A 25,298-nucleotide genomic window follows, 5' to 3' on the forward strand; every position below is an offset into this window, starting at 1 on the left:
CCATGGAACTCAACCACACCCACGACGCGAACACCCGCAGCTGGCTCGAATCGGCCAACGCCCCGGGCATCGATTTCCCGATCCAGAACCTGCCCTTCGGCGTCTTCCGCCGCAAGGGTTCCAGCGAGGCCTTCCGCGGTGGCGTGGCGATCGGCGACCAGGTGATCGACCTGGCCGCGATCGCGCGCGACAACGCGGTCTCGGGCCCGGCCGCGCAGGCCGTCAACGCCTGCACCGGCGACGCGCTCAACGACTTCCTGGCCCTGGGCCCGACCGCCTGGCGCGCGCTGCGCCACGCGCTGTTCGACCTGCTCAAGACCGGCGCCAACGGCCCCGGCGTGAACGCGCTGCGCGCCAGCCTGGTGCCGCAGGCCGAGGTGGAGATGCGCGTGCCCACGCGCATCGGCGACTACACCGACTTCTACACCTCGATCCACCACGCGCGCAACGTGGGCCGCGTGATGCGCCCGGACGACCCGCTCACGCCCAACTTCCAGTGGCTGCCGATCGCGTACCACGGCCGCGCCTCCAGCGTGGTGGTCAGCGGCACGGCGTTTCGCCGCCCCATGGGCCAGGCCATGGCACCGGGCGCCGCCGCGCCGGTCTACGGCCCCTGCCGCCGGCTCGACTACGAGCTGGAGATGGGCTTCTACATCGGCCCGGGCAACGCCATGGGCCAGCCGATTCCGCTGGCCGAGGCCGAGCAGCACATCTTCGGCATGTGCCTGCTCAACGACTGGTCGGCGCGCGACCACCAGTTCTGGGAAATGGCGCCGCTCGGCCCCTTCCTCGGCAAGAACTTCTGCACCACGGTCTCGCCCTGGATCGTGACGCTGGAAGCGCTCGCCCCCTACCGCGTGCCCTTCGCGCACCCGGCCGACGAGCCGCAGCCGCTGGCCTACCTGGACAGCGCGGCCAACAGCGAGCGCGGCGGCGTGGACGTGCAGCTCGAAGTGCGGCTGGAGTCGCGCGAGCACCGCGATCGCGGCATCGCGCCCGACCGCCTCTCGGCCACGAGCTTTCGCCACCAGTACTGGACCATCGCGCAGATGGTTGCGCAGCACAGCGTGGGCGGCTGCAACCTGCAGCCCGGCGACCTGCTGGGCACCGGCACCATCTCGGGCCCCACGCACGCCGAGGCCGGCGCCATCGTGGAACTCAGCGTGGGCGGCACGAAGGACGTGCCGCTGCCGGGCATCGGCACGCAGCGCCGCTTCCTGGAAGACGGCGACACGGTGATCCTGCGCGGCTGGTGCGAGAAGCCGGGCGCGGCGCGCATCGGCTTCGGCGAGAGCCGGGGCGAGGTGCTGCCCGCGATCGGTTGAGAGACGGACTGGGCCAGGGCGCTGGCGCCCCGGCTCAGGCCTCGGCCTTGCTCGTGGCGCGGGCCTGCATGAACTTGCCCAGCCCCACCACCAGCAGCGCACCCGTGGCCGCCGCGACGTAGTGCAGCCAGGGGTGGGCCATGGTGTAGCCCTGCATCAGGTGGTCGTTGACGACGGTTTCGCCGCCGACCCAGCCGATCAGGGCGGCGCCCAGGGTCACGATGACCGGGAAGCGCCCCATGAGCTTGATCATCAGCGTGGAGCCGAAGACCACCAGCGGAATGCTGATCGCCAGGCCCAGGACCAGCAGCACCATGTTGCCCTGCGCCGTCGCGGCCACGGCGATCACGTTGTCCAGGCTCATCACCAGGTCGGCGATCAGGATGGTGCGGATGGCGGCCATCATCGTGCCCGTGCCCTTGTGGTGCCCGTCCTCACCGTCTTCGTCGCCGCTGAGCAGCTGGTAGCCGATCCACAGCAGCAGCACGCCGCCGATGACCTGCAGGAACGACAGCTCCAGCAGCTTGGCCGCCACCACCGTGAGCACGATGCGCAGCACCACGGCCGCGCCCGAGCCGAACAGGATGGCTTTGCGTTGCTGCTCGGCCGGCAGCGAGCGCGCCGCCAGGGCGATGACGACGGCGTTGTCGCCCGACAGGATGATGTTGATCCAGATGATCTTCACCAGACCGACCCAGAAGTCGGCGGTGCTGAGGAATTCCATGGTGTCTCCAGCGTTTCGGGTTTGAAGGGTGAAGGCGCACTTTAGGAGCGAAAAACGGCCTCCCTCATGCGGGGTTCTGCGTAAACTTTGCGCGCCTTGGGGCCGAAACTTAAGCGTGTTAAGTCTGCTGCGGCTCAGAGGCTTTGCGGGCACAATGCCTGCGGCGCGAGGGGCGCCTTTTTTCACAACACGACAACGAGGAGACCGTGCCATGGGCATGTTCAATTGGACGGAGAAATCGGCTTCCACGCTCAACCAAGGCGGCGTGATCGCGCCCGATGAGCGCCTGCCCTGGCCACAGACGGCGGTGATGGGCGTGCAGCACCTGATCGCCATGTTCGGCGCCACGGTGCTCGCCCCCATCCTGATGGGCTTCGACCCCAACGTCGCCATCCTCATGAGCGGCATCGGCACGCTGATCTTCTTCCTCATCACCGGCGGCAAGGTGCCCAGCTACCTGGGTTCGAGCTTCGCCTTCATCGGCGTGGTGATCGCCGCCAGCGGCTACGCGGGCCCGGGCCCCAACGCCAACATCGGCGTGGCGCTGGGCGGCATCATCGCCTGCGGCCTGGTCTACACCCTCATCGGCGCCATCGTGCAGGCCGTGGGCACGGGCTGGATCGAGCGCTTCATGCCGCCGGTGGTCACCGGCGCGGTGGTCGCGGTGATCGGCCTGAACCTGGCCGGCATCCCCATCAAGAACATGGCGCCCACCGGCTTCGATGCCTGGATGCAGGGCATCACATTCGTTTGCGTGGCGCTGGTGGCCGTGTTCACCAGCGGCATGGTCCAGCGCCTGCTGATCCTCATGGGCCTGATCATCGCCAGCATCCTCTACGCCGTGCTCACCAACGGGCTGGGCATGGGCAAGCCGCTGGACCTTTCCGGCATCGCCAACGCCGCCTGGTTCGGCATGCCCAGCTTCAGCGCGCCGGTGTTCCAGATGAACGCCATGCTGCTGATCGCGCCGGTGGCCATCATCCTGGTGGCGGAGAACCTGGGCCACATCAAGGCCGTGACCGCCATGACCGGCCGCAACCTGGACCAGTACATGGGCCGCGCCTTCATCGGCGACGGCGTGGCCACCATGGTGGCCGGCAGCGCGGGCGGCACCGGCGTGACGACCTACGCCGAGAACATCGGCGTGATGGCCGCGACCAAGATCTACTCCACCGCGATCTTCCTGGTGGCCGGCCTCATGGCCGTGCTGCTGGGCTTCAGCCCCAAGTTCGGCGCGCTGATCCAGGCCATTCCGCTGGCCGTCATGGGCGGCGTGTCCATCGTGGTGTTCGGCCTGATCGCCATCGCCGGCGCCAAGATCTGGGTCGACAACAAGGTCGATTTCTCCGACAACAAGAACCTGCTGGTGGCCGCGATCACGCTGATCCTGGGCACGGGCGACTACACGCTGAAGTTCGGCGGCTTCGCGCTGGGGGGCATCGGAACGGCCACCTTCGGCGCGATCATCCTGTACGCATTGCTCAACCGCGGCCGGGCCACGCCCAAGGCCTGAGCCTCTTCACCGGCGCGTGCGCTCGGGGCGGCCTTGTCCGCCCCCACCTTCGGCGGCCCGCTGACCGCGCCACCGATCCGGGATCCGATGGCGGTGCCGATGCCCGGCAGGATCGCCGTGCCGACCGCCGCCCCGGCCAGGGCGCCCCAGGAAATCTCCACCGCCGGCTCGCGCGTGGGCCCCTTCGCGGCGAAGGGCACGCTCACGATGCCGCCGCCGATCGCCAGCTCCCCTTGCGCGTCGATCTGCTGGCGGTGCAACGTGGCCTTGCCCGTGGCGCTGTAGCTGCCTGCCACCGCCTTCACCTCGGTGAACTCCGTCCGCATGCCCTGTTCGGTGTTGCGCGTGGCCATGACGCCGCTGAGGCTGTCCAGCGGCGTCTGGCCGGCGCGGTCCTCGCCCAGGGACTTGATGGCCTTGTCCAGGTCGATGCGCAGCATGCGGGCGCGCTCCACGTCGAGCACGCTGCGCGTGCGCAGCGAGCGGAACAGCTCGACCGCCGTGTCGCCTTCGGCGCTCAGCTCCGTCCGACCCGAGGCAAGGCCACCGACGAACGAGCGCCGGTGAAAGGCGTCCATCAGCGCAGCCACGTCCACACGCCGTGGCGCGAGTTCCCCTTGGAGCAACATGCGGCCGTCGGCCGAGGTGGCCAGCCGTGCCTGGCCGTTCGCCGATCCGCCACCCGCCTGCACACGCAGTTGGTAGAGGTCCGCGCCGCCTTCGGCTCGGCCGTCGCGCGTGGCGTCCAGCGAGACCGATGGATTCGCGTCCGGCCGGCGGATCTGCAGGCGGCCCGGCCGACGGTCCTCGTCCAGCTCGATCTCGCCCTCGTACACCACCGGCACCTCGCTGTAGGAGATGTAGGTCACGTCGGTGAACACGATCGAGCGCAGGACCAGCGCGCCCGCCTGGCTGTCCGTGGTCTTGCCCCGGTAGGCGGCCAGCGCCTTGCGCGGCACCACGGCGCCATCCACCTCCAGGCGGTCGATGACCAGTTGCTTGCGCCACAAGGGCATGAGCTGGGGGCGGATCGCGATGCGCCGCACCTCGATGGCTTCGGCTTGTTCGGTGCGGGCGTCCAGCACCTCGACTTCCGGCACGCCGAGCACGCGCCAGCGCACCACGCCCACCACGAGCTTCTGGCCCAGGCGGGCCTCGAATTCGGCCTCCACCCGCCGCGCCAGCTCGTCATCGCTGGGCAGCCACGCCCACACGGCCAGGCAGGCGAACACCAACAGCGCCACCAGGGCGGCTGCGGCCAGGGCCCAGCGGCGTGCGAGTGTCATGAAAGGGGGTTGCTCCAACCTGGATGGTGCGGGCGCGCGCCGCCGCTGTCTGTAGGCATTCGCCGCCTTCGGCGCGGGAAACCGGCCGTCTCCTATAGTGGCGCCACCATCACAGGAGCCCGACCTTGCCCATCTGGAAAAAACCCATCTCCGTCGCCGAACTCACCGCCATCCACAAGGACACCGCCGTGCAACACCTCGGCGTGGAGTTCCTGGAGGTCGGCGACGACTTCATCCGCGCCCGCGTGCCGGTGGACACCCGCACCAAACAACCGTATGGCCTGCTGCACGGCGGCGTGAGCGTGGTGCTGGCGGAGACGCTGGGCTCGTGCGGTGCGGCCTACAGCTGCCCCGAAGGCCACCGCGCGGTGGGCCTGGACATCAACGCCAACCACCTCAAGGGCGCCACCAGCGGCTGGGTGACCGGCGTCACGCGGCCGGTGCACATCGGCCGCACCACGCAGGTCTGGCAGATCGACCTGACGAACGAGGCGGGCGAACTCACCTGCGTCTCGCGCATCACGATGGCGGTGCTGGGGCCGCGCTGACCGGTCGGCGGCTCAGCCGCGTTCGCAGCGCCCCTGCGCCGTGGCCTGGCCCCGGAAGTCGCTGGTCCAGGTCTGGGCGGCGGTGTCGATCTGGATGCGCTCGTTGTCGACCGCGGTGAGGATCACGGTCTCCCGCACCGTGAAGGTGTAGACCGGCACGCCGTCGATGTGCACCGAGCGCACGCGCTTCTTGTCGTAGCCGATGCGCACGCTGCGCGTCCACGTGGTGCGCGCGGGCTGGTAGGCCGCCTCGCACACCAGCGTCACCTCACTCGCCGTGTCGGCCTTCTTGCCCTTGCCTTGCGCGGCGGCAGGCCCCACCACCCCGGTGGCCAGGCCCAACACCAGCCAGGCGGCGACGGCGACCCTCATGGTGCGTCGGCCTTGGCCAGACGCTCGCTCTTCCAATAGACGTCGTCACCGCCGTTCATGCGGTTGAGCACGCGCGCGAGCACGAACATCAGGTCGCTCAGGCGGTTGAGGTACTGGCGCGGCGTTTCCTTCAGCTCTTCGGCTTGACCCAATGCGACCACGGCGCGTTCGGCGCGGCGCGCCACCGTGCGGCACACGTGGGCTTGGCTGGCCGCGCGGTTGCCGGCGGGCAGGATGAACTCCTGCAGGCGCGGCAGGGCCTCGTTGTGCGTGGCCAGCGCCTCGTCGAGCGCGAGCACGGCCTCGGGCTTGAGCAGCTCGAAGCCCGGGATGGAAAGCTCACCGCCCAGGTTGAACAACTGGTGCTGGATCTCCACCAGCAGCTGGCGCACGCCCTCGGGCATCTCCTCGCACAGCAGCACGCCGATGTGCGAGTTGAGCTCGTCCACGTCGCCCATGGCGTGCACGCGCAGGCTGTCCTTGGAAACGCGGGTGTTGTCGCCCAGCCCGGTGGTGCCGGCGTCGCCGGTGCGGGTGGCGATCTGGGTGAGTCGGTTGCCCATGAAATGCCTCTTGTTGGCCGATGGTGAGACAGCGATTGTCCCCGAGGTCGGGCATCCGGCCGGAACCCGTAACCGGATGAGGGGAAATGTGTCTGAGGCAAAGGTGTTTAGCAGAGCGCAACGGCAGGCAAAAGCGCTTGGCCCGGGCCGGTGATACGGGCGTAATGCGGCTTCGTTCCCTGTTTCAAAGGAGTCACACCGATGTCCCGCTTTCGTCTCCAGTCCCCGCTCTCCATCTCGGATTTCGAGAAACGCAGCGTGCAGCTGATGGCCGCCTGCGCCCTGGGGCTGGCCGGTCTCTCCAGCGTGCAGGTCGCACCGCCCACGCGCCACGCCCTCTCCGCCTTCACCCCGTCCTCGCGCCAGGCCGACACCCCGCGTCCCGTGCGCCTGAACCCCCACACCGCCCTCTTGCCCGCCCGCCGCTGAGGGCGGGGCGCCCGGGCCGCACAAGGCGGCCCCCAAGGCTTAAACTGACCGGCTGCACACCCCACTGCTGCCGGAGACAAGCCCCATGAACGCCCCCACCGCCCTGAGCCACCTCACCCCCGAAGTCCACCAGCGCGCCGTCCCGGCCGAGTTCCTCACGGCCCTGCAGGCGCGATTCGGCGCGCAATGTTCCACCGCCCTGGTGGTGCGCGAACAGCACGGGCGCGACGAGTCGGTGTACGAGGTGCCGCCGCCGGTCGCCGTGGTGTTCGCCGAGAGCACGCAGGACGTGGCCGATGCCGTGAAGCTGGCCGCCCAGCACCGCGTGCCGGTGATCCCCTTCGGTGTGGGCTCCTCGCTCGAAGGCCACCTGCTGGCCGTACAGGGCGGCATCAGCATCGACGTGAGCCGCATGAACAGCGTGCTGTCCATCAACGCCGAAGACCTGACCGTGACCGTGCAGCCCGGCGTGACGCGCAAGGCGCTCAACGAGGCGGTCAAAAGCGAAGGCCTGTTCTTCCCGATCGACCCGGGCGCCGACGCCTCCATCGGTGGCATGTCGGCCACGCGCGCCTCGGGCACGAACGCGGTGCGCTACGGCACCATGCGCGAGAACGTGCTGGCACTCGAAGTCGTCACCGCGCGCGGCGAGGTCATCCGCACCGGCACACGCGCCAGAAAGAGCAGCGCCGGCTACGACCTCACGCGCCTCATGGTGGGCAGCGAAGGCACGCTGGGTGTGATGACCGAGATCACGCTCAAGCTCTACCCGCTGCCCGAAGCCATCTCGGCCGCGACCTGCTCCTTCCCCACCATCGAAGCCGCGGTGCGCACCGTGATCCAGGTGATCCAGCTCGGCGTGCCGATCGCGCGCTGCGAACTCATCGACCACAACACCGTGCGCATGGTCAACACGCACAGCAAGCTCGGCCTGCGCGAAGAGAACATGCTGCTGATGGAGTTCCACGGCTCGCCCGCGAGCGTGAAGGAACAGGCCGAGACGGTGCAGGAGATCGCCAGCGAGTTCGGTGGCAACGCCTTCGAATGGGCCGACACGCCCGAGGAGCGCACGCGCCTGTGGACGGCGCGGCACAACGCCTACTTCGCCGCGATCCAGAGCAAGCCCGGGTGCCGCGCGATCTCTACCGACACCTGCGTGCCCATCAGCCGCCTGGCCGACTGCCTGCTGGACTCGGTGAGCGAGGCCGACGCGGCCGGCCTGCCCTACTTCCTCGTCGGCCACGTGGGCGACGGCAACTTCCACTTCGGCTACCTGATCGACCCCAACAAGCCCGAAGAGCACACGCTGGCCGAGGAACTCAACCACAAGCTGGTGGCGCGCGCGCTGAGCCTGGAAGGCACCTGCACCGGCGAACACGGCGTGGGCCTGCACAAGATGGACTTCCTGGTGACCGAAGCCGGCACCGGCGCGGTCGACATGATGCGCACCATCAAGCGCGCGCTCGACCCGGACAACATCATGAACCCGGGGAAGATCTTCGCGCTTTGAGGTCCTCCAGCTGCATGCCTCTCACATGGAGGCGCATTCCGTCACGGACACGCCCACCGAAGTTCCTTTGCCGCGCACGCTAGCGAGCTTGGTCGACTGCCCCAGCAAGGTCGCCATGCGCTTGACGCTGTACAAGCCAATTCCCATGCCCTCGGGCACGCGCTCCAGCTCGCCGCCGCGCTGGAATGCCTCGAAGCACCGGGCCGCATCGGCCTCGCTCATGCCGATGCCGGTGTCGATCACCATGAGCCACAGGCGCCCCCGCCGGCGGCGGCAGCCGATGAGGATGCGGCCGCCTTCGTCCGTGTAGCGCAAGGCGTTGGACAGCAGATTGCGGGCGATGCGCTGCAGCATCAACACGTCGGTGCGAACAAGCCGGTGCACCGGCAGGTAGCGCAGGGTGATGTGGTGTGCCCGCGTCCACTGGCGAAACTCCTGCACCACGGGTTCGAGCACGGCGTGCAGGCTGACCACCTTGAGGTCCAGCACGGGTTGCTCGTTCGTGCTCATCTGGCGCATGCTGACCATGAAGTCGTTGACGGTTCTCATGGCTTCGTCAATGCCTTGCAGAAGCCCCTCCTGTTTGCGCAGGGGTGCATCCCGCAAAGCTTGCACGTACAGGTTCACGCTCTGCAGTGGTTGCAGAAGGTCGTGCTGCGCGGCGGCGTAAAGCAGGCTGCGGTCTTGCGCCCGCGAGACGCTGGCGCGCAGCAGGTTGCGCCTGCGCAGAATCTGCGCACTGACCGCACAACCCAGCAAGGCCGCCACCAGGGCGCCCTGCACGAAGTTGGAGATCAGGGTGACATGGATGGGCAGTTCCATCAGCCGATAGAGCACGTACAGCAGGCCCGAGAACGCGTAGACCCCCCACACGGCCAGAAACAGCAAGCGGTGCATCTCCGCGCGCCGGATGGCGTGGCGCAAGGCCAGGATCATCATGGCGAAGGCGTAGACAGTGCCGCCCATCACCAGCATCCGACGGGAGGTGGAGGGCCAGAGGCACGCCACCAGCGGCACGACCATCAGCCAGAGCCAGGCGCCCAGGCGCAGCAGACGGTCCGCCATGGGGTCCTCGGCACGCGTGTCCAGGAACACCCGGGCGTGCAAGGCGCTCAGTCCGAGCAGGCCGACGTAGCCGGCCCAGCCCAGCCACCCGGTCTGCCAGCGATCCAGCCACGGCAGCAAATGGTGCATCGCGCCGGAAACCCACGTGGCTCCCAGCATCTCGCAGGCTGCCATGGCCAGGAACAGAGGCAGTGAGCGGTCCGCCGCCACCGGGATCAGCGTCAGCACGTACAGCACCACCACCAGGGGCACGGCCAGCATCATGCCGATGCCCAGGTGCAGCTTTCCCTGCGTCAGCACGAAGGCGTCGTCCTGCATCGCAAACAGAGGAAAGCGCATGAGGTTGTAGCCATCGAGCCGCAGCACCAGGCGCACCTCCTGCCGACCCTGCAAGTGAAGCCGCCAGGCTGGGTAGAGCAGGCCGGAGGAGATGGCGAGGGGACGAAGACGCTCCAGTTGCGCATGCTCCACCCACTGCCCGCGATCGTCCTGCAGCCACAGCCGCACCTCATCCTGGGTCGGCAGCTCGTAGGTAAGCACCCAGGATCGGGGCTTGGCGTCGGGGTTGTTCAGGGTGAGCTGCGCCCAGTAGGGGTAAGGCAGGCCCTGGCCAAAGGCGTGGTTGGCGTGCGGCAGGCGGGCCGCCTGACCCGATGCGACCCGTGCAGCGATCTGCTCGGGACCGTATTCGCCCTGGGGGTCGGCCACGGCCTGCAGCGCCGACCACAGCGGCACTCGGTCCGTGACGGGGTCCAGCGCCATCGCGGCCGCACCGGCCCAAGTCCCGAACAGCAGGGCCGCCGTGAGCAGCTGTCTAACCCAGCAAGCCATGCGCTTTGACCCATGCCATGTATTGCATGGAGGCCTGAGTCCGGTTCTGCACGCCCAGACGTTGAAAGATGGTGTTCAGATGGGTGCTGACGGTCTGCTCACCAATCTTGAGGCGCAACGCGATCTCCCGGTTGCGATAGCCACTGGCCACCTCGGCCAGCACCGCACGTTGGCGCTCCGTGAGCAGGTCAACGGGGTGATGTGGTGCCTCCCCCGCGCTGGCCGGCACCGACAGACCCGGAGCGCACGGCGTTGCCGATCCTGGCAGGAAAGGCTGGAGCTTCTGGACGAAGTTCTGAGGCAGCGCCGACTTGGAGATGAAGGCCTGCGCACCCAGGTCGAGTGCGGCCTGCTCGGTGGATTTGTCGTCGCTGGCGCTGAAGACGACGATGGCGATGCCCGGCGCCACCTCCCGCAGGGCGCGCAAGGTGGCCAACCCCCGGGAATCCGGCAGATTGAGATCGGCAATGACCAAGCCCGGCGGCTCGCGCCGCCGCAGCAGGCGCTTCTTCGCCTGCATCAGCGAGCCCACGATCACGACGCCACAGTCCGCGTGGGCCTGAGGGTGCAGCACCGCCAGGCTGGCCGTGATCGAACGGATCATCATCGGGTGATCTTCGACGATGAGGATGTCGAAATGGCTCATCGCGCGGGAGATGAACGCAGGAATAACGAACCCATGTTGGATGCCCTCCCTCGGTTCTTGAATTGTTCGTATGGGCCCTTCTGAAAGAGGGCCTGGGCTCAAGAACGCTCAGCCGCGCAATCTATTTCGGCGCGCGCACCACAACGCACATGACGCACGAGTTCGCGTCATGAGTCATTGAAGGACTCTGTTCAAGGAACGAATCGACGCACCGGCACCCCGATGCGTGTACCCCGGGGGGTTCGATCGGTGGGCGTCAGGGCGCCGGGCGCGCCTCCAGCACCGCCACCTGTGCGCCCAGCCGGTCCAGCAGGCGCAGGCGCGGGCCCTGCATGGCCCACTGTTCGGTGGTGGCCAGCGCGAACATGAAGGCGCGTTCGCGCTCCATGTCGGCCACACAGGTCTGCAGTTCGCGGCGTGGGCCGCGCAGCATCTGCAGGGCCTGGCCGTTCAGGGTGTAGGTGCCGATGAGTTCGTTGCAGCCACCCGAGCCGGTCACACGGCGGCCGTCGCTGTTCAAGACGAAGTGCGGCGCCTTGGCCGGGTCCTGCGCGGGCAGGGGCTGGCCGTCGAGCGACACCAGCACCCAGCGCACGTTCTCGATCCTGGGCGCGGCGGGCTGCGCACGGGTGTCGACCGGGCGCAGCAGCACGTCGGCATGGGTCGTGCCCGAGTGGCCGAGCACGAGGTAGGCGCTGTCGGTGACGTACAAGGCCTTGCCATCCACCAGGATCTCGGCGCGCACCGAGTAGCTGCCCTTCTCCTGCACCCGCCGCTGCTCCACCGGCAGGCTGAAGCGCAGCGGCTGCGGGCCGCTGGCGGGGCCGGCGAAGTGGGCCAGCGTGACGGAGCCGCCATCGGCGCGGGACACGTCGGCCACCGACACGTCAAGCACCGCGTTGGGCGGCAGGGCGATCGTCCCCTCGAAGCGGGCCGTGCCGGTCACGGTGTAGGACGGCGGGTTGGTGACGGGCGTGCCGCAGGCCGTGAGCAGCAGGCCGGTGGCCAGGGCGCCCAGCAGGGGACGGCGGGACACGCGTTGGCTGGAGAGGTTCGACATCGTCATCGGGAGGCTCCTGAAAAATGGGGTGGTGTGCGGGACAGCCACCCCATTGTGCTCAGAAGTGCCCGCTCCGCCTGTGAAAGCCTGCAACCGGGCTCAGGCCGCCGCGCCCAGGCGGAACACCGCCACCGCCCGGACCAGGTCTTCGGCCTGCTGCCGCAGGCTGGTGGCCGAGGCGGACATCTGCTCGACCAGCGCGGCGTTCTGCTGGGTGGTCTGGTCCATCTGCAGAACAGCCTCGCCCACCTGAGACACCCCGGCGCTCTGCTCGGCGCTGGCGCTGGTGATCTCGCCCACCAGGTCGGAGACGCGGCGGATGCTGCCCACCACCTCCTGCATGGTGGTGCCGGCCTTGTCGGCCAGGGTGACGCCGCGTTCCACGCGCTCCACACTCTCGCCGATCAGGTCCTTGATTTCTTTCGCGGCCTGCCCCGAGCGCTGCGCGAGGTTGCGCACCTCGCCGGCCACCACCGCGAAGCCCCGGCCCTGCTCACCGGCGCGCGCGGCTTCCACCGCCGCGTTGAGCGCCAGGATGTTGGTCTGGAAGGCAATGCCGTCGATCACCGCGATGATGTCGGCGATCTTGCGCGAGCTGTTCTCGATGCCCTTCATGGTGTCGACCACCTGGTTCACCACCTCGCCGCCCTGCTGGGCCACGCTGGAGGCGCCCTGCGCGAGCTGGTTGGCGGTGCGCGCGTGTTCCGCGTTCTGGGTCACGGTGCTGCCCAGCTGCTCCATCGATGCCGAGGTCTGCTCGAGCGCGCTGGCCTGGCTTTCGGTGCGCCGCGAGAGGTCGCTGTTGCCCGAGGCGATTTCCGCGCTGCCGTTGGAGACGGCCTCGGCGCCCTGCCGCACGGCGTGCACGGACGTGGCCAGCCGTTCGGTCATGGTGCGCAGCTTGGCCAGGGCGCTGTGCGTGTCGCCCTCGCGCACCCGCATGGACACGCCGAGGTCGCCAGACGCCACCGCGTCGGCGATGCGCTTGAGTTCATCGGGGTCGGCGCCGAGGGAGCGCACCACCTTGCGCAGGTAGATCGCCAGCCCGGCCAGCCCCAGGGCAACGACCACCACGGAGACCACCACGATGTTGCGGTCGAGCTTCGAGAGGCTCTCGATCTCGTCGATGCGGTAGGCCAGGCGCTCGCCCTGGCGCTTCTTCTCCTGGGCCAAGGGCTTCAACAGGGCATTGCGCGCGGGGATGGTGTGGTCCACCAGGTAGGCGAAGGCTTCGTCCTTCTTGCCTTCCTGGATGAGCTTCACGTTGGCCTCGCCGATGCGCCAGAACTCGGTCATGAGGGCCGGCAGGGGCGCGAAGGCCTGTCGCCCGGCGTCGTCGATCATGCCCTCGCCGAACATCTTGAGCGCGTCGAGCAGCAGGCGTTTCTTCTCGCCGATGTCCGCCAGCGTGGCGTCGAGTTCCTGGGGGTTGCGCGAGAGGATCGCGTGGCGCACCTGCAGCGAAGTGCGGGTGACGTTGAGCTCCAGCTCGGCAATGATCTGCAGCTGGGGCACGTTGGTTTCGTTGATGCGTTTGGCGGCATCCACCACCCGGCCCATCATGATCCAGACCGTGGCCGCGACGGCCAGCAGCAGCACGACGAGCGTGGCATTGATGAGCAGCAGCCGCTGCCCCAGATTCAAGCGTTGCGACATGGGTACCTCCTCAGGTGGCCCAAGTCGAGTGGCAACTTTCAGAGCAAGGCACAACGCCGCAAGACCGGGCCAGCTCAGGTTATGCGGCTGTCAAGTGATGCAATGCGGGAAAAAGCCGGGAGAAACAGGCTTGTTTCTCCGGCGCAGGCGGGGCCGTCAGTGGGCAGCGGTGCCGCGCAGCCGGTCGATGATGCCGTTGAGGGCCTCCAGCGAGCCGAACTGGATCACCACCTCGCCCATGTCCTCGAAGCGGCCGTGGCGCTTCACGCGCTTCTTGACCCGCACCTCGACGTCCGCCGTCAGCAGGTCGGCCAGCTCTTCTTCCACCCGGCGGATGTCGCGCGATTTCTCTTTCTTGAGCTTCTGCGGCGCCAGCGCGAATTCGGCGCCCAGCTTCTTCACCAGGCCCTCGGCCTCGCGCACCGACATCTTCCTGGCCGCGATCTGGTTGCCGGCGGTGATCTGGTGGGCCTTGTCCAGGGCCAGCAGCGCGCGCGCATGGCCCATGTCGAGGTCGCCCGCCATCAACATGGTCTGCACCGGCTCGGCCAGCTGCAGCAGGCGCAGCAGGTTGCTCGCGGCGCTGCGCGAGCGCCCCACGGCCTGGGCCGCCTGCTCGTGAGTGAGTCCAAACTCTTTCACCAGGCGTTGCAGGCCGTAGGCCTCTTCCAGCGGGTTGAGGTCTTCGCGCTGGATGTTCTCGATCAGCGCCATGGCGGCGGCGGACTCGTTGGGCACGTCGCGCACCAGCACCGGCACGCTGTCCAGGCCAGCCAGCTTGGAGGCGCGGAAGCGCCGTTCGCCCGCGATGATCTCGTACTTGCCGGCGTTCGGGCCGTCGGCCAGCTGGCGCACCAGGATGGGCTGCATCACGCCCTGCACCTTGATCGACTCGGCCAGCTCGTACAGCGCGCCCTCGTCCATGCGGGTGCGCGGCTGGTACATGCCCGCCACCAGCTCGGTCACGGGCAGGCTGCTGGGCGCGCCCTCGGTGGCGGCCGGCGCGGTGGTGCCCTCTTCCACCTTGGGGCCCAACAGGGCTTCGAGTCCGCGGCCGAGGCCCTTGGGTTTCTTGGTGACCATGGATCTTCTTCTTTCGATTGTCAGAGGTTCATGAGTTCGGCCAGCACGGCATGGCCGGTCGGCCAGTCGCCCAGGCCGGACTCGGCGTTGATGTGGCCGGCTTCGCCCAGGTCGACGAAGCGCGAGCCCCAGGCCATGGCAAACGCCTGGGCCCGCTCGAAGCTGCAGTACGGGTCGTTGCGGCTGCCCACCAGCACGCTGGGGAACGGCAGGCGCTGCAGGGCGATGGGCGACCAGCTGGGCAACACGGGGCGCATCTCTTCCCGCTCGGCATCGCCCGGGGCCACCAGCAGCGCGGCCTTCACGCGATCGGTGTTCTTCGAGTGCGAGGCCCAGGCCGCCGTGTGCAGGCAGCCCAGGCTGTGCGCCACCAGCACGGCGGGCTCGTCGCAGTCCAGCAACACCTCCTCGAGGCGGGCGATCCAGTCACCGCGCTTGGGGCGCATCCAGTCGTGCTGCTCCACCCGGCGGTAGCCGTGGCTGGCCTCCCAGCGGCTCTGCCAATGGTCGGGGCCGCTGTTCTGCCAGCCGGGGAGGATGAGGATGTTCTGAGGTTTCACGTGAAACACCCTCCGCTCAGAGCTTGCCGATGCGCGCGACCATTTCCTGCGCGAAAGCCACAAAGGCCTGGCTGCCACGGGCCGCCGGGTCGAACACCACGCCGGGCAGGCCGTAGCTCGGGGCTTCGGCCAGGCGCACGTTGCGCGGGATCACGGTGTCGAACACCTTGTCGCCGAAGTGGGCCTTGAGCTGGTCGCTCACCTGCTGCTGCAAGGTGATGCGGGGATCGAACATCACGCGCAGCAGGCCGATGATGGCCAGGTCCTTGTTCAGGTTGGCGTGCACCTGCTTGATGGTGTTGACCAGATCGGTCAGGCCTTCGAGCGCGAAGTACTCGCACTGCATCGGCACGATCACGCCGTGCGCCGCGCACAGGCCGTTGAGGGTGAGCATGGACAGGCTGGGCGGGCAGTCGATCAGCACGAAGTCGTAGGCATCGCCCACCTCGGCCAGGGCGGTCTTCAGGCGCTTCTCGCGCCGCTCCACCTCCACCAGCTCGACCTCGGCTCCGGCCAGCTCGCGGTTGGCGCCGAGCACGTGGTAACCGCACTTCTCCGAATACACCGCCGCCTCGGCCACCGAGGCCGACTCCAGCAGCACGTCGTACACCGACAGCGCCATCTGCCGCTTGTCCACGCCCGAGCCCATGGTGGCGTTGCCCTGGGGGTCCAGGTCCACCATCAGCACCCGCTGGCCCACCTTGGCCAGGCCGGCGGCGAGGTTGACGGTGGTGGTGGTCTTGCCCACCCCGCCCTTCTGGTTCGCCACACAAAAGATTTTCGCCATGGTGCTGCTTCTTATTTGGAGAGGGCCAGCTTGATGCCGAAGCCGATGAGGAAGACCCCCGCCAGCTTCTCCAGCGTGCGGCCGATGACTGGGTTGGCGCGCAGGCGCGCGGCCAGGAAGTGGGTGAGCAGCACGGCCACCAGGCCATAGAGGAAGGTGAGAGCGGCCACGGTGACGGCCATGGCGCCGAAGGTGATCAGGCCCTGGTGGCGGGCCGGGTCCACGAACAGCGGGAAGAAGGCCATGTAGAACACGATGGCCTTGGGGTTGAGCAGGGTGATGACCGCCGCCTGCTGGAAGTACTGGCGCGGGCGGATGTTGAGCACCGGGGCGTCGCCGGGTTTGGCGGTCAGCATCTTCCAGCCCAGCCAGGCCAGGTAGGCCGCGCCCAGCCACTGCACCGCGCTGAAGGCCGCCGGGTAAGCCGCGAGCAAAGCCGCCACACCGGCCACGGCCAGCCACATCAGCACCTGGTCCGCCGCGATCACGCCGAAGGTGGCGGCCAAGCCGCCGCTCACCCCACCCTTGCTGGTGGAGGTGATCAGCGCCAGATTCCCGGGTCCGGGAATGAGCAAAAAGAGGACGATGGCGGCCACGAAAGCGCCGTAATCTGCAATGCCGAACATGGAGGAACCCCGAGAAGTGGAGGGTCGAGTTTAAGCGCCCGCCACGCGCCGGCTGTGATGTTCAGGCAACAGCGGGGGGGCCCGGGCGCATCCAGACGATGCAGCGCTCGGCCTCCAGGGCGGGCACCTGCAGCTGTTCCACGTGAAACACATCCACCCCGGGGGCGGCGGCGTTCAGGGCATCGAGTTCATCCGCCGGATGTTTGCCTTTCATGGCCATCCAGAGGCCGCCCTCGGCCAGGGCGCCGCGCGACCAGTTGGTGAAGTCGACCAGCGAGGCAAAGGCGCGCGAACACACCACGTCGTAGCCCTGGCCCGAAAGCGCGTTGAGGCTTTCCACCCGCGCGTGCAGGCCCCGCAGGTTGGGCAGCTTGAGGGTGGCCGCCGCCTGCTGAATGAAGGCCGCCTTCTTGGCCACCGTGTCCACACAGCTCACCTGGATCTGCGGGCAGGCAATGGCGATGACCACGCCAGGCAGTCCACCGCCCGACCCCACATCCAGCAGGTGCAGCGCCCTGCCCTGCGTCTGCCGCAGCAGCGGGCCGATGGCGGCCAGGCTGTCCAACAGGTGGTGCGTCATCATCTCGGCCGGATCGCGCACGGCCGTGAGGTTGTAGACCTTGTTCCATTTCTGGAGCAGGCCGAGGTAGTCCAGCAGCAGGTCCACTTGACGGGCATCGAGGTCGAGCCGAAGCGACTGCAGCCCAGCCTGCAGGGTGGTGCGCAGATCGCTCATGCGGCGGCGTCGGCAGGCAAGGTGGCAAAGCCCTTGAAGCCACCCTTCTTCAGGTGGATCAACAACAGGGAAATGCTGGCCGGCGTGATGCCCGAAATGCGGGACGCCTGGCCCAGGGTCTCGGGCCGGTGCTTCGCCAGCTTCTGCCGCGCCTCGAACGACAGCGCCGTCACCTGCAGGTAGTCCAGGTCGGCCGGCAGTTTCAGGCCTTCGTAGTGGGCGGCGCGCTCCACCTCGTTCTTCTGGCGGTCGATGTAACCCGAGTACTTGGCGGCGATCTCCAGCTGCTCCACCACCGGTTCGAGCAACTCGGCCAGTGTTTCACGTGAAACCTCGGGCGCCGCGTGCTTGCCGCCGTCCATGCCCACGAGGTCCGCGTAGGCCACACCGGGCCGGCGCAACAGATCGAACAGGTTGTGCTCGTGTTCGATCGCCTTGCCCAGCACCCGCTCGCCCTCTTCCGCCGGCAGGTTGCGCGGGTTCACCCAGGTCGCCTTCAGGCGCTCTGTTTCACGTGAAACCGCGTCGCGCTTGCGGCAGAAGGCGTCCCATTGCGCATCGCCCACCAGGCCCAGGCGGCGGCCGGCTTCGGTCAGGCGCATGTCCGCGTTGTCCTCGCGCAGCTGCAGGCGGAACTCGGCGCGGCTGGTGAACATGCGGTAGGGCTCGGTCACGCCCTGGGTGACGAGGTCGTCCACCAGCACGCCCAGGTAGGCTTCGTCGCGGCGCGGCAGCCAGGCCGCTTCGCCGCGGCACTGCAGCGCGGCATTCAGCCCGGCGAACAGGCCTTGCGCCGCCGCCTCTTCGTAACCCGTGGTGCCGTTGATCTGGCCGGCGAAGAACAGGCCCTGGATCTGCCTGGTCTCGAAGCTGTTCTTGAGCGAGCGCGGGTCGAAGTAGTCGTACTCGATGGCGTAGCCCGGGCGCAGGATGTGCGCGTTCTCCAGCCCCGGCATGCTGCGCACCAGCGCGTACTGGATGTCGAACGGCAGGCTGGTCGAGATGCCGTTGGGGTAGACCTCGTGCGTGGTCAGGCCCTCGGGCTCCAGGAAGATCTGGTGGCTGTCCTTGTCGGCGAAGCGGTTGATCTTGTCTTCCACGCTCGGGCAGTAGCGCGGGCCCACGCCCTCGATCTTGCCGGTGAACATGGGGCTGCGGTCGAAGCCCGAGCGGATGATGTCGTGCGTGCGCTGATTGGTGTGCGTGATCCAGCACGGCACCTGTTGCGGGTGCATCGCCGTGCTGCCCATGAAGCTGAACACCGGCACCGGCCGGTCCGGATTCATGCCGCCGGGCACGCCATCGCCCGGCTGCTCGGTGCACTTGGAATAGTCGATGCTGCGGCCGTCCAGGCGCGGCGGCGTGCCGGTTTTCAGGCGGCCCTGCGGCAGCTGCAGCTCCTTCAGGCGGGCCGAGAGCGACACCGCCGGCGGGTCGCCCGCGCGGCCGGCCGCGTAGTTGTTCAGGCCCACATGGATCTTGCCGTCCAGGAAAGTGCCCGCCGTCAGCACCACGGTGCGGCCACGGAAGCGGATGCCCACTTGCGTCACAGCCCCCACCACCCGGTCACCTTCGACCATCAGGTCGTCCACCGCCTGCTGAAACAGCCAGAGGTTGGGCTGGTTTTCCAGCGTGCGGCGGATCGCGGCCTTGTAGAGCACGCGGTCGGCCTGGGCGCGCGTGGCGCGCACGGCAGGGCCCTTGGAGCTGTTGAGAATGCGGAACTGGATGCCTCCCTCGTCGGTGGCCAGCGCCATGGCGCCCCCCAGCGCATCCACCTCTTTCACCAGGTGCCCCTTGCCGATGCCACCGATCGACGGGTTGCAGCTCATCTGGCCCAGGGTCTCGATGTTGTGCGTGAGCAGCAGCGTGGCGCAGCCCATGCGCGCGGCGGCCAGCGCGGCCTCGGTGCCGGCGTGCCCGCCGCCGACGACGATGACATCGAATTCCTGTGGGTACAACATGGTGCTTCTTCCGGGGAAATGCAGGCCCGGTGCGCCCGGGCAACCTGCGATTGTCCCACCGTTGGGGATTTCCTGCCCCTTCCACCCTCTCACGGAACGCAGGAATGCTGCGCGGCGGCGGTGCCAGAATCCCGGCCATGAGCACCTTTCCACCCCTCCTCGTCTTCGCGGGCAGCACCCGCGCCCAATCCCACAACCGCCGCCTGGCCCAGGTCGCGGCCGACCTCGCTCGCGCCGCCGGCGCCCCGGTGACCCACCTCGAACTGGCCGACTTCGACCTGCCGATGTACAACGCCGACCTGGAAGCGCGCGGCACGCCGGCCGCCGCGATCCGCCTCAAGGAAATCTTTTGCGCTCACCCGGCCTGGGTGATCTGCTCACCCGAGTACAACGGCAGCTACACCGGCCTGCTCAAGAACACCATCGACTGGGTCTCCAGCCCCGTCAAGGGCGACCCCGAGTGGGGCGACGGACTCAAGCCCTTCGCCGGCAAGGTGGTGGGCCTGCTGAGCGCCTCACCGGGCGGCCTGGGTGGCCTGAGAAGCCTGTCCCACCTGTCTCCACTGCTATTGAATTTGCAGTGCTGGTTGACCCCGCGCCAGTTCGCGCTGGCGCGGGCGGGCGAGGCCTTCGATGCCAGCGGGCAACTGGCCGAGCCCGCGCGCCAGGGCGTGCAGGGCGTGGTCGATCAGGCGCTCTGGGCCGCGCAGCGTTTTGCACCTTAAGCCCTGGCTTGGACGGGCCGCTGTTCAGCGTGCCGCCCCGGGGATCAGGCGGAGAAACTCCCTCCACGCCTCCTGCACCGAGCCACCATGGCGCTCCGTCCAACCGGCCACCGCAGGGTCGAGCACCTCGATCACCTGCATCGGTACCTCATCGCCCGCCTCGACCCCCTGCTTGATGTACCGGAGCAAATTGCCGAAGGCAAGAGAGCAATCCTTCGCGCCCTGTTCCAGACTCGCGGCCATCTGAGAAGCCGCGGTGAGGTAAAGCGCCGACACCACCCCCGGGTATCCCGCCTGGCCCATCCGGTGGCAGCACTCCGCGATGGCGATCATGGGATTGTTGGGGTAGCGCACCGTCCGAAGCACCGGGAAAGCGCCTGCGATTTGCTGCAATAGCCCGTTGAGTGCCGGATCGCGAGGAAGGCTTTGGGCAATTCCCGCCAATCCATCCAGGCAAAGGCGCCAGGCCGACTCCGCCACTTCGGAGGGCTCCAGATCACGCACCTGAAGCGCAAACTCCCCGATCAACAGGGCTCGCTCATGCGCCGGCAAGCCCGACCCGCACACCTCGCGCACCCATTGCCCGAGCGCCTGCGTCTTGGCGCTCTTGTCCAGGTCATCCAGAAGAGCAAGCATCTGGGTGCACGCCCGCCGCAGGTCTTCCATCGGCTGGGGTGGCCTGAGCCCATCGATCGGCTGTCCACCGATCGAAAAATCAGAGTCCACATCCATCATGGATGTTGCATCGAACGTGGGGGGATGACCAGCGGCCACATGTCGGCCATCCACTGCTGCGTAATTTCCCGCTCCCGGGCGGGGAAATCTGCCGCCAGCCGCGTCAGACTCGGCTCCAATGCGTGCCACCGCTCGGGTGCCACCATGAGCGTCAGCTCCAGGTGATTCAACACCGTGGCGAGCGAGCGCTCGTTGCCCCGTGGGTATTCCTCGGGAAAGAGGCCGTGGTCCACGGCCAGCGCCCGGACTGCGTTGCCAGGAAAAACCGGGCGTGAAAAATCCAGGGACATCGACTCAATGCGCAAGCTCTGGAGAGAGGTCGAGTTCAAGAAGGCACACACTTTCTGAAGGGTCATAAAAAAACGCGCACAGGCGCGTCGAGATGGACTCGCTGCACGCGATCCAACCCGTCGAAGTGGCGTCGATGGTTGAAACGGTTCGCCTGGCCGCGCGAACCGCGAGCGCCCGGCAGTCAGCGCGTGCGCCGCAGGATCTCGTCGGCCAGCCTCTGGTACTCGCCGTTGAAATGGTGGTCGCCCGGCAGCGGCACCGGCGTCACCTGTGTGGTGGGCACGCGCGGGCAGACCGTGTCGCGATCGTTGGTGCCGTAGACGCACAAGGTATCGGCCGCCAAGAGCTTCTGCAATTCGGGTTTGAGCGGCAGGCCACCGCTGTCGCGCTTGACCCAGTTGCTCAGGCGGAACTCGAACGACGCTTTCTCGCCCGGACCGATCAGCACCGTGTGCGCCACCAGCCCACGCGAGCTCGCGGGCAGGCGCGACACCGCGAAGGGCAGCACGTCCGCGCCCTGCGAATAGCCGATCAGCAGCGCCCGGCTCTTCTTCCACTGCACGGCGAAGCTGCGCAGCACCCGGTCCAGATCCTGGGCCAGACCCTCGGGCGTGCGCGCCGACCAGAAGTAGCGCAGCGAGTCCAGCCCCACCACCGGCACGCCCGCCGCCGCGAACTTCGCGGCCAGCTCCTTGTCGATGCCGGCCCAGCCGCCGTCGCCGGAAAGCAGCACGGCAAAGGTGTCGGAGGTGCCAGCGGAGGGCACGGGCACCAGGGGCAGGTCGGCCACGCCGGTGTCGGGCGGGAGCGCCGCGACAGCGGGCGCGCGGCTGAGCTGTCGCTGCGCATCGAGCAGCGAGGACGTGGCATCCGGGCCGGCCACGTTCACCAGCTGGGCCCCGCGCACCTGGGCCACAAAATCCTGTGCCGCCGCCAGCGCGCAGGCCTTGTCTTCACCGTCCCGCAGCACCGTCCAGGGCGCGTGCAGTTGCGGTGACGGCAGCAGCGTCAGGGCCGACCTGTCGGCCCGGCGCGTGAAGTGCACGCCTTCGCCCTTGCACAGCGGCCGCTTCACCGACAGCGTGGGACAAAAACCCATCGAGACCGCGCCGCCGAAGGTCTGGTCCGGCGCCTGCGCGAGCATCGCGTAGGCCAGCGTGCCGCCCTGCCCCTCCCCCACCAGCAGCGGCGGGAAATAAGCCGGCAGGCGCGCGTACCCCTGCAGAAAGTGCGAGAGGTTTTCCAGGTCGCCATCGGGCAGCAGGCAGTCGCCGCCGTCCTTGGTCAGCGCGGCCAGCAGGCGCGGTGTGTGGATGCCGGCCACCAGCGCGCCCTGCGCGGCCAGGGCCTGCGCCTGGGCGGCCAGCGCGGGCGTCCAGCCGCCCTCGCCCGAGAGGAACAGCACGAAGGACTTGGCTTCACCCGGCGGCCGGTACAGCGACAGGTTCTTGAAGTTGCCGTGCGAAAGCGTTTCGGTGGTGGCAACGGCCTTCGCCTGCGCGAGCGCCACCCCGGGCAACGCCAGGGCCACCAGCAGACAGGCCGCGATGAGCGAGGTCCTGGCCTTCATTTGGCGATCACCTTGCGCAGGCCACCCGCGATCAGCGCGGCCACGTCGGCCAGGATGAAAAACGGCGCGAACCCACCCGGCGAGGCCAGGTAGCGCGGCTCCCAGACCGGGTCGAATTTTTCCTTGAACGCGCGCAGGCCCTGGAAGTTGTAGAAGTTCTCGCCGTGGTTGAACAGCAGCCGGCCCAGGCGGTGCCAGTTGGGCGCCAGCGGGTGCTGCGCCATGCCCGAGAGCGGCACCATGCCCAGGTTGAAGCGCTGGTAACCCTGCGCCTGGAAGTGCAGGATGGTCTGCGCGAAAAGAAAATCCATCGCGCTGCGTGGCGCGTCGGGCAGCTGGCGCATCAGGTCCACGCTGGCCTCCAGCTTCTGGTCGGTGCGCAGCAGCGTGGCGAAGGCCACGATGCGTTCGCCCTGTCGCACCACCGCCACCGGCTGGCGCAGCACGTAGTCGCGCCGGAACGCGCCCAGCGAAAAGGCTTTCTCTGCCGTCTGATGCTCGTTCAACCAGGCGTCCGAAATCAACTGCAGCTGGCCGAACACGGCCACCGCCTGCTCCGGCATCAGCACCTCGAAGCTCAGGCCATCGCGCTGCGCACGCGCCACGCCGTGGCGCAGGTTCGCGCGCGCCTTGCCCTGCAAGGTGAACGTGGGCAGGTCCACCAGCGCGCATTCGCCGAGCTTGTGCACGCGCAGGCCCGCGTCCAGGTACACCGGCAGGCCCTCGGGGCGCACCTGGTAGAAGGCCGCGCGCCCACCCGATTCGCGCGCCTGCTCCACGAAGCGCCACACCAGCTCGGCCCATTCATTCACCGGCCCCACCGGGTCGTACAGCGCCACCCACGAGCGACCACGCCGCCCGAACATGATGAAGGCGCGCTGCGTGTCCGACACCATCAGGCTCTTGTCGCCCATCATCACGAGTCCCGCACCGGCCGAGGGCTGGGCGCGCACGATGCGCGCGGCCTGCTCCAGCGCGCCACTGTCGGGCTTGACCAGCACCGCCTGAGGCCGGCGCAGCAGCCGGCTCAGCGCCACGGCCAGTGTGATCAGGCACACGGCCACCAGCGCGCGCAGCGAACGCGGCGCGTAGCCGTCGAACTCGAACTGCCACCAGACCTGGTTCACGTAGTCCACGTCGCGGTACACGAAGAACAGCAGCGCCGTGACCGCCATCACCACCGCCGCCACCGCGGCCAGCCAACCCCAGGTGAAAGCCTGCGAGAACAGCGCCGCGCGGCGGTTGAACTGCTTGCGCGAGAGCGCCAGCGCGCCCGCCAGCACCAGCAGCAGCGCCGCTTCCGACACCGCGATGCCCTTGGGCAGGCACAGCACCAGGCTCACCAGCGCCAGGCCCAGCCCGGCCCACCACGAGGCGTCCAGCCGCAGGAACATGCCGCGCGCCACGAACAGCAGCGCCAGCCCCGCGATGCTGCCCAGGAAGTGCGCCGCTTCCACCACCGGCAGCGGCATGTGGCGCGAGAGCAGTTCGGTGGCGCCCTCGGTGGCCGGCGTCACGCCCGAGACCAGCAGCACCACGCCCACCACCCAGGTGAAGGCCGACAACAACACGGGCGAGAGGCTCGCCGCCGCCTTCACCACCGGCGTGGCCGCGCCGCGCTGCCATTCGGCGCCCGCCAGCATCGCCACGGCCAACGCCAGCGGCAGCAGGTGGTAGACCACGCGGAACATCACCAGCGCGGCGGCCAGCTGCTCGGCCGGCACATGGTGGCCCAGCGCCAACAGCATCACCGCCTCGAACACCCCCAGGCCGGCCGGCACGTGGCTGATCACGCCCAGCGCGATCGCCAGCGCGAAGAAGCCCACGAAGGCCGGAAAGGCAATGGCCCCGGCCGGCAGCAGAAACCACAAAGCGGCCGCGGCGGCCACGACATCGACCGCGGAAATCAACAACTGCTGCAGCGCCAGCGAGGCGCTCGGCAGGCGCAGCACCACACCCCGGAACACCGTCTCGCCCCCGCGCCGGCAGAACCCGATGAACGCGCCCGCCGCCAGCAACACCGCCACGGCCAGCCCACGCAACAGGCCCGGCGGCGTGCCGAACACCGACTGCACCGTGCCCGCGCCCCACACCAGCGCGCCCGCGCCCACCACCACGATGCCGATGCCGAACCCGAAGGCGTTGAACACGATGGCGCGCGAGACCAGGCCCGCTTCCAGCCCCGCCGCCCCGTACAGCCGCATGCGCACCGCGCCGCCCGTGAGCACGCCCAGGCCGATGGTGTTGGACAGCGCATAGGCGATGAACGCGGTCTTCGCCACCACGCGCTGCGGCAGCTGCGCGCCCGCATAGGCCAGGGCCGTGCGGTCGTAGAACGTGAGCGCGAAGTAACTCGCCACGGTGGCCAGCACCGACAAGGCGAGCGCCGTGGCCGGTGTGGCGCGCACCGCGTCCACGATCTCGCCGTAGCTCAGCTCGGTCATGAGCTTGTGGCCGGCCTGCAGAAGCAGCGCACCCAGCAGCACGGCCAGCGCCGCATACACCCACAGGCGCCACTGGCTCAGACGGGAGACCAGCGTCTCGGGGTGGTTGACGGTCAGGGACTCGAGAGGGTTCCGTTGCTGCATGCCGAGGTGCAAAGCCAGTGAAGAACCAGTGTAAGCCGTGCCTCGCCCGGCCAAGTGGCTTCAACACGTCGCTGAACCCTTGCCCGAACAAGGCCACTAGGTTTT

General features: G+C 68.5%; 24 protein-coding genes. 6 read left to right on the forward strand and 18 right to left on the reverse strand.

The genetic code is table 11. The annotated features are described in order from the left end of the window. The first annotated feature begins 2 nt into the window (after positions 1-2). Positions 3-1,325: a fumarylacetoacetase gene (gene fahA / locus ABSY19_RS13645; protein WP_382163796.1), complete on the forward strand. Its 1,323-nt coding sequence runs from the start codon at positions 3-5 to the stop codon at positions 1,323-1,325. A 34-nt stretch (positions 1,326-1,359) separates the two neighbouring features. On the opposite strand, the gene ABSY19_RS13650 is transcribed toward fahA, so the two are convergent. Continuing rightward, positions 1,360-2,049, reverse strand: a complete 690-nt coding sequence (locus ABSY19_RS13650; protein ID WP_382163508.1) for a TerC family protein — start codon at positions 2,047-2,049, stop codon at positions 1,360-1,362. Between the two features lie 211 nt (positions 2,050-2,260). On the opposite strand from ABSY19_RS13650, the gene ABSY19_RS13655 reads away from it, so the two are divergent. Next, a complete protein-coding gene (locus ABSY19_RS13655; RefSeq protein WP_382163510.1) occupies positions 2,261-3,562 on the forward strand; it encodes a solute carrier family 23 protein in 1,302 nt (433 codons plus the stop codon). Here ABSY19_RS13655 and ABSY19_RS13660 read toward each other — a convergent pair. Then, positions 3,451-4,848 carry a hypothetical protein gene (locus tag ABSY19_RS13660; RefSeq protein WP_382163512.1) on the reverse strand — a complete coding sequence of 466 codons (1,398 nt, stop codon included), beginning with the start codon at positions 4,846-4,848 and terminating at the stop codon, positions 3,451-3,453. The genes ABSY19_RS13655 and ABSY19_RS13660 overlap by 112 nt on opposite strands. A gap of 125 nt (positions 4,849-4,973) precedes the next feature. Here ABSY19_RS13660 and ABSY19_RS13665 point away from each other — a divergent pair, with 125 nt between their 5' ends. After that, entirely contained in the window at positions 4,974-5,396 is a 423-nt protein-coding gene (locus ABSY19_RS13665; RefSeq protein WP_382163513.1) for a hotdog fold thioesterase, read from the forward strand. Positions 5,397-5,408: 12 nt separating this feature from the next. Here ABSY19_RS13665 and ABSY19_RS13670 read toward each other — a convergent pair whose 3' ends face one another. Together ABSY19_RS13670 and ABSY19_RS13675 are read right to left on the reverse strand one after the other, a co-directional pair. After that, positions 5,409-5,768: a hypothetical protein gene (locus tag ABSY19_RS13670; RefSeq protein ID WP_382163515.1), complete on the reverse strand. Its 360-nt coding sequence runs from the start codon at positions 5,766-5,768 to the stop codon at positions 5,409-5,411. Continuing rightward, complete coding sequence (locus tag ABSY19_RS13675; protein ID WP_291119221.1) at positions 5,765-6,331, reverse strand: cob(I)yrinic acid a,c-diamide adenosyltransferase; 567 nt, start codon at positions 6,329-6,331, stop codon at positions 5,765-5,767. Before ABSY19_RS13675 ends, ABSY19_RS13670 begins: the two co-directional genes overlap by 4 nt. A 201-nt stretch (positions 6,332-6,532) precedes the next feature. On the opposite strand from ABSY19_RS13675, the gene ABSY19_RS13680 reads away from it, so the two are divergent. Both ABSY19_RS13680 and ABSY19_RS13685 read left to right on the forward strand, forming a co-directional pair. Beyond that, entirely contained in the window at positions 6,533-6,760 is a 228-nt protein-coding gene (locus ABSY19_RS13680; RefSeq protein WP_382163517.1) for a hypothetical protein, read from the forward strand. Positions 6,761-6,845: 85 nt separating this feature from the next. Next, on the forward strand, positions 6,846-8,270 hold the full coding sequence (locus tag ABSY19_RS13685; protein WP_382163518.1) for an FAD-binding oxidoreductase: 1,425 nt from the start codon (positions 6,846-6,848) through the stop codon (positions 8,268-8,270). A 21-nt stretch (positions 8,271-8,291) separates the two neighbouring features. Here the strand turns inward: ABSY19_RS13685 and ABSY19_RS13690 are convergent, their stop codons facing one another. The 10 genes from ABSY19_RS13690 to mnmG all read right to left on the reverse strand — a co-directional run bounded on the left by ABSY19_RS13690 (position 8,292) and on the right by mnmG (position 19,284). After that, positions 8,292-10,166, reverse strand: coding sequence for an ATP-binding protein (locus ABSY19_RS13690; RefSeq protein ID WP_382163520.1), 1,875 nt, complete (start codon positions 10,164-10,166; stop codon positions 8,292-8,294). Continuing rightward, positions 10,150-10,812 (reverse strand): response regulator, encoded by a 663-nt coding sequence (locus tag ABSY19_RS13695; RefSeq protein ID WP_382163522.1) that lies wholly within the window; start codon positions 10,810-10,812, stop codon positions 10,150-10,152. Before ABSY19_RS13695 ends, ABSY19_RS13690 begins: the two co-directional genes overlap by 17 nt. Before the next feature lie 256 nt (positions 10,813-11,068). Continuing rightward, positions 11,069-11,878, reverse strand: coding sequence for a YbaY family lipoprotein (locus ABSY19_RS13700; RefSeq protein WP_382163524.1), 810 nt, complete (start codon positions 11,876-11,878; stop codon positions 11,069-11,071). A gap of 93 nt (positions 11,879-11,971) precedes the next feature. Then, a complete protein-coding gene (locus tag ABSY19_RS13705; RefSeq protein ID WP_382163526.1) occupies positions 11,972-13,528 on the reverse strand; it encodes a methyl-accepting chemotaxis protein in 1,557 nt (518 codons plus the stop codon). Positions 13,529-13,684: 156 nt separating this feature from the next. Then, complete coding sequence (locus ABSY19_RS13710; RefSeq protein WP_382163528.1) at positions 13,685-14,611, reverse strand: ParB/RepB/Spo0J family partition protein; 927 nt, start codon at positions 14,609-14,611, stop codon at positions 13,685-13,687. Positions 14,612-14,631: 20 nt separating this feature from the next. Continuing rightward, positions 14,632-15,171, reverse strand: a complete 540-nt coding sequence (locus ABSY19_RS13715; protein ID WP_382163530.1) for an RBBP9/YdeN family alpha/beta hydrolase — start codon at positions 15,169-15,171, stop codon at positions 14,632-14,634. Between the two features lie 16 nt (positions 15,172-15,187). After that, a complete protein-coding gene (locus ABSY19_RS13720) occupies positions 15,188-15,958 on the reverse strand; it encodes a ParA family protein (protein WP_297399002.1) in 771 nt (256 codons plus the stop codon). 11 nt (positions 15,959-15,969) lie between these two features. Beyond that, complete coding sequence (locus ABSY19_RS13725) at positions 15,970-16,584, reverse strand: LysE family transporter (RefSeq protein ID WP_382163532.1); 615 nt, start codon at positions 16,582-16,584, stop codon at positions 15,970-15,972. 61 nt (positions 16,585-16,645) lie between these two features. Next, the gene (gene rsmG / locus ABSY19_RS13730; RefSeq protein WP_382163534.1) at positions 16,646-17,320 is read right to left on the reverse strand and encodes a 16S rRNA (guanine(527)-N(7))-methyltransferase RsmG; all 675 of its coding nucleotides are present in this window, start codon (positions 17,318-17,320) and stop codon (positions 16,646-16,648) included. After that, positions 17,317-19,284: a tRNA uridine-5-carboxymethylaminomethyl(34) synthesis enzyme MnmG gene (gene mnmG / locus ABSY19_RS13735; RefSeq protein WP_382163535.1), complete on the reverse strand. Its 1,968-nt coding sequence runs from the start codon at positions 19,282-19,284 to the stop codon at positions 17,317-17,319. Before mnmG ends, rsmG begins: the two co-directional genes overlap by 4 nt. A 137-nt stretch (positions 19,285-19,421) precedes the next feature. On the opposite strand from mnmG, the gene ABSY19_RS13740 reads away from it, so the two are divergent. Further along, the gene (locus tag ABSY19_RS13740; protein WP_382163537.1) at positions 19,422-20,009 is read left to right on the forward strand and encodes an NADPH-dependent FMN reductase; all 588 of its coding nucleotides are present in this window, start codon (positions 19,422-19,424) and stop codon (positions 20,007-20,009) included. 24 nt (positions 20,010-20,033) lie between these two features. On the opposite strand, the gene ABSY19_RS13745 is transcribed toward ABSY19_RS13740, so the two are convergent. The 4 genes from ABSY19_RS13745 to mprF all read right to left on the reverse strand — a co-directional run bounded on the left by ABSY19_RS13745 (position 20,034) and on the right by mprF (position 25,193). Further along, complete coding sequence (locus tag ABSY19_RS13745; protein WP_382163538.1) at positions 20,034-20,744, reverse strand: hypothetical protein; 711 nt, start codon at positions 20,742-20,744, stop codon at positions 20,034-20,036. Continuing rightward, on the reverse strand, positions 20,741-21,073 hold the full coding sequence (locus ABSY19_RS13750) for a hypothetical protein (RefSeq protein WP_382163540.1): 333 nt from the start codon (positions 21,071-21,073) through the stop codon (positions 20,741-20,743). Before ABSY19_RS13750 ends, ABSY19_RS13745 begins: the two co-directional genes overlap by 4 nt. Positions 21,074-21,216: 143 nt before the next feature. Continuing rightward, a complete protein-coding gene (locus ABSY19_RS13755) occupies positions 21,217-22,605 on the reverse strand; it encodes a virulence factor family protein (protein ID WP_382163541.1) in 1,389 nt (462 codons plus the stop codon). Then, positions 22,602-25,193 (reverse strand): bifunctional lysylphosphatidylglycerol flippase/synthetase MprF, encoded by a 2,592-nt coding sequence (gene mprF / locus ABSY19_RS13760; RefSeq protein WP_382163543.1) that lies wholly within the window; start codon positions 25,191-25,193, stop codon positions 22,602-22,604. The genes ABSY19_RS13755 and mprF overlap by 4 nt, the downstream gene beginning before the upstream one ends. Between the last annotated feature and the right edge of the window lie 105 nt (positions 25,194-25,298).

Origin of the sequence: Hydrogenophaga sp. ANAO-22, assembly GCF_042466645.1 — a bacterium.
In the GTDB taxonomy this organism is placed as follows: Bacteria; Pseudomonadota; Gammaproteobacteria; order Burkholderiales; family Burkholderiaceae_C; genus Hydrogenophaga.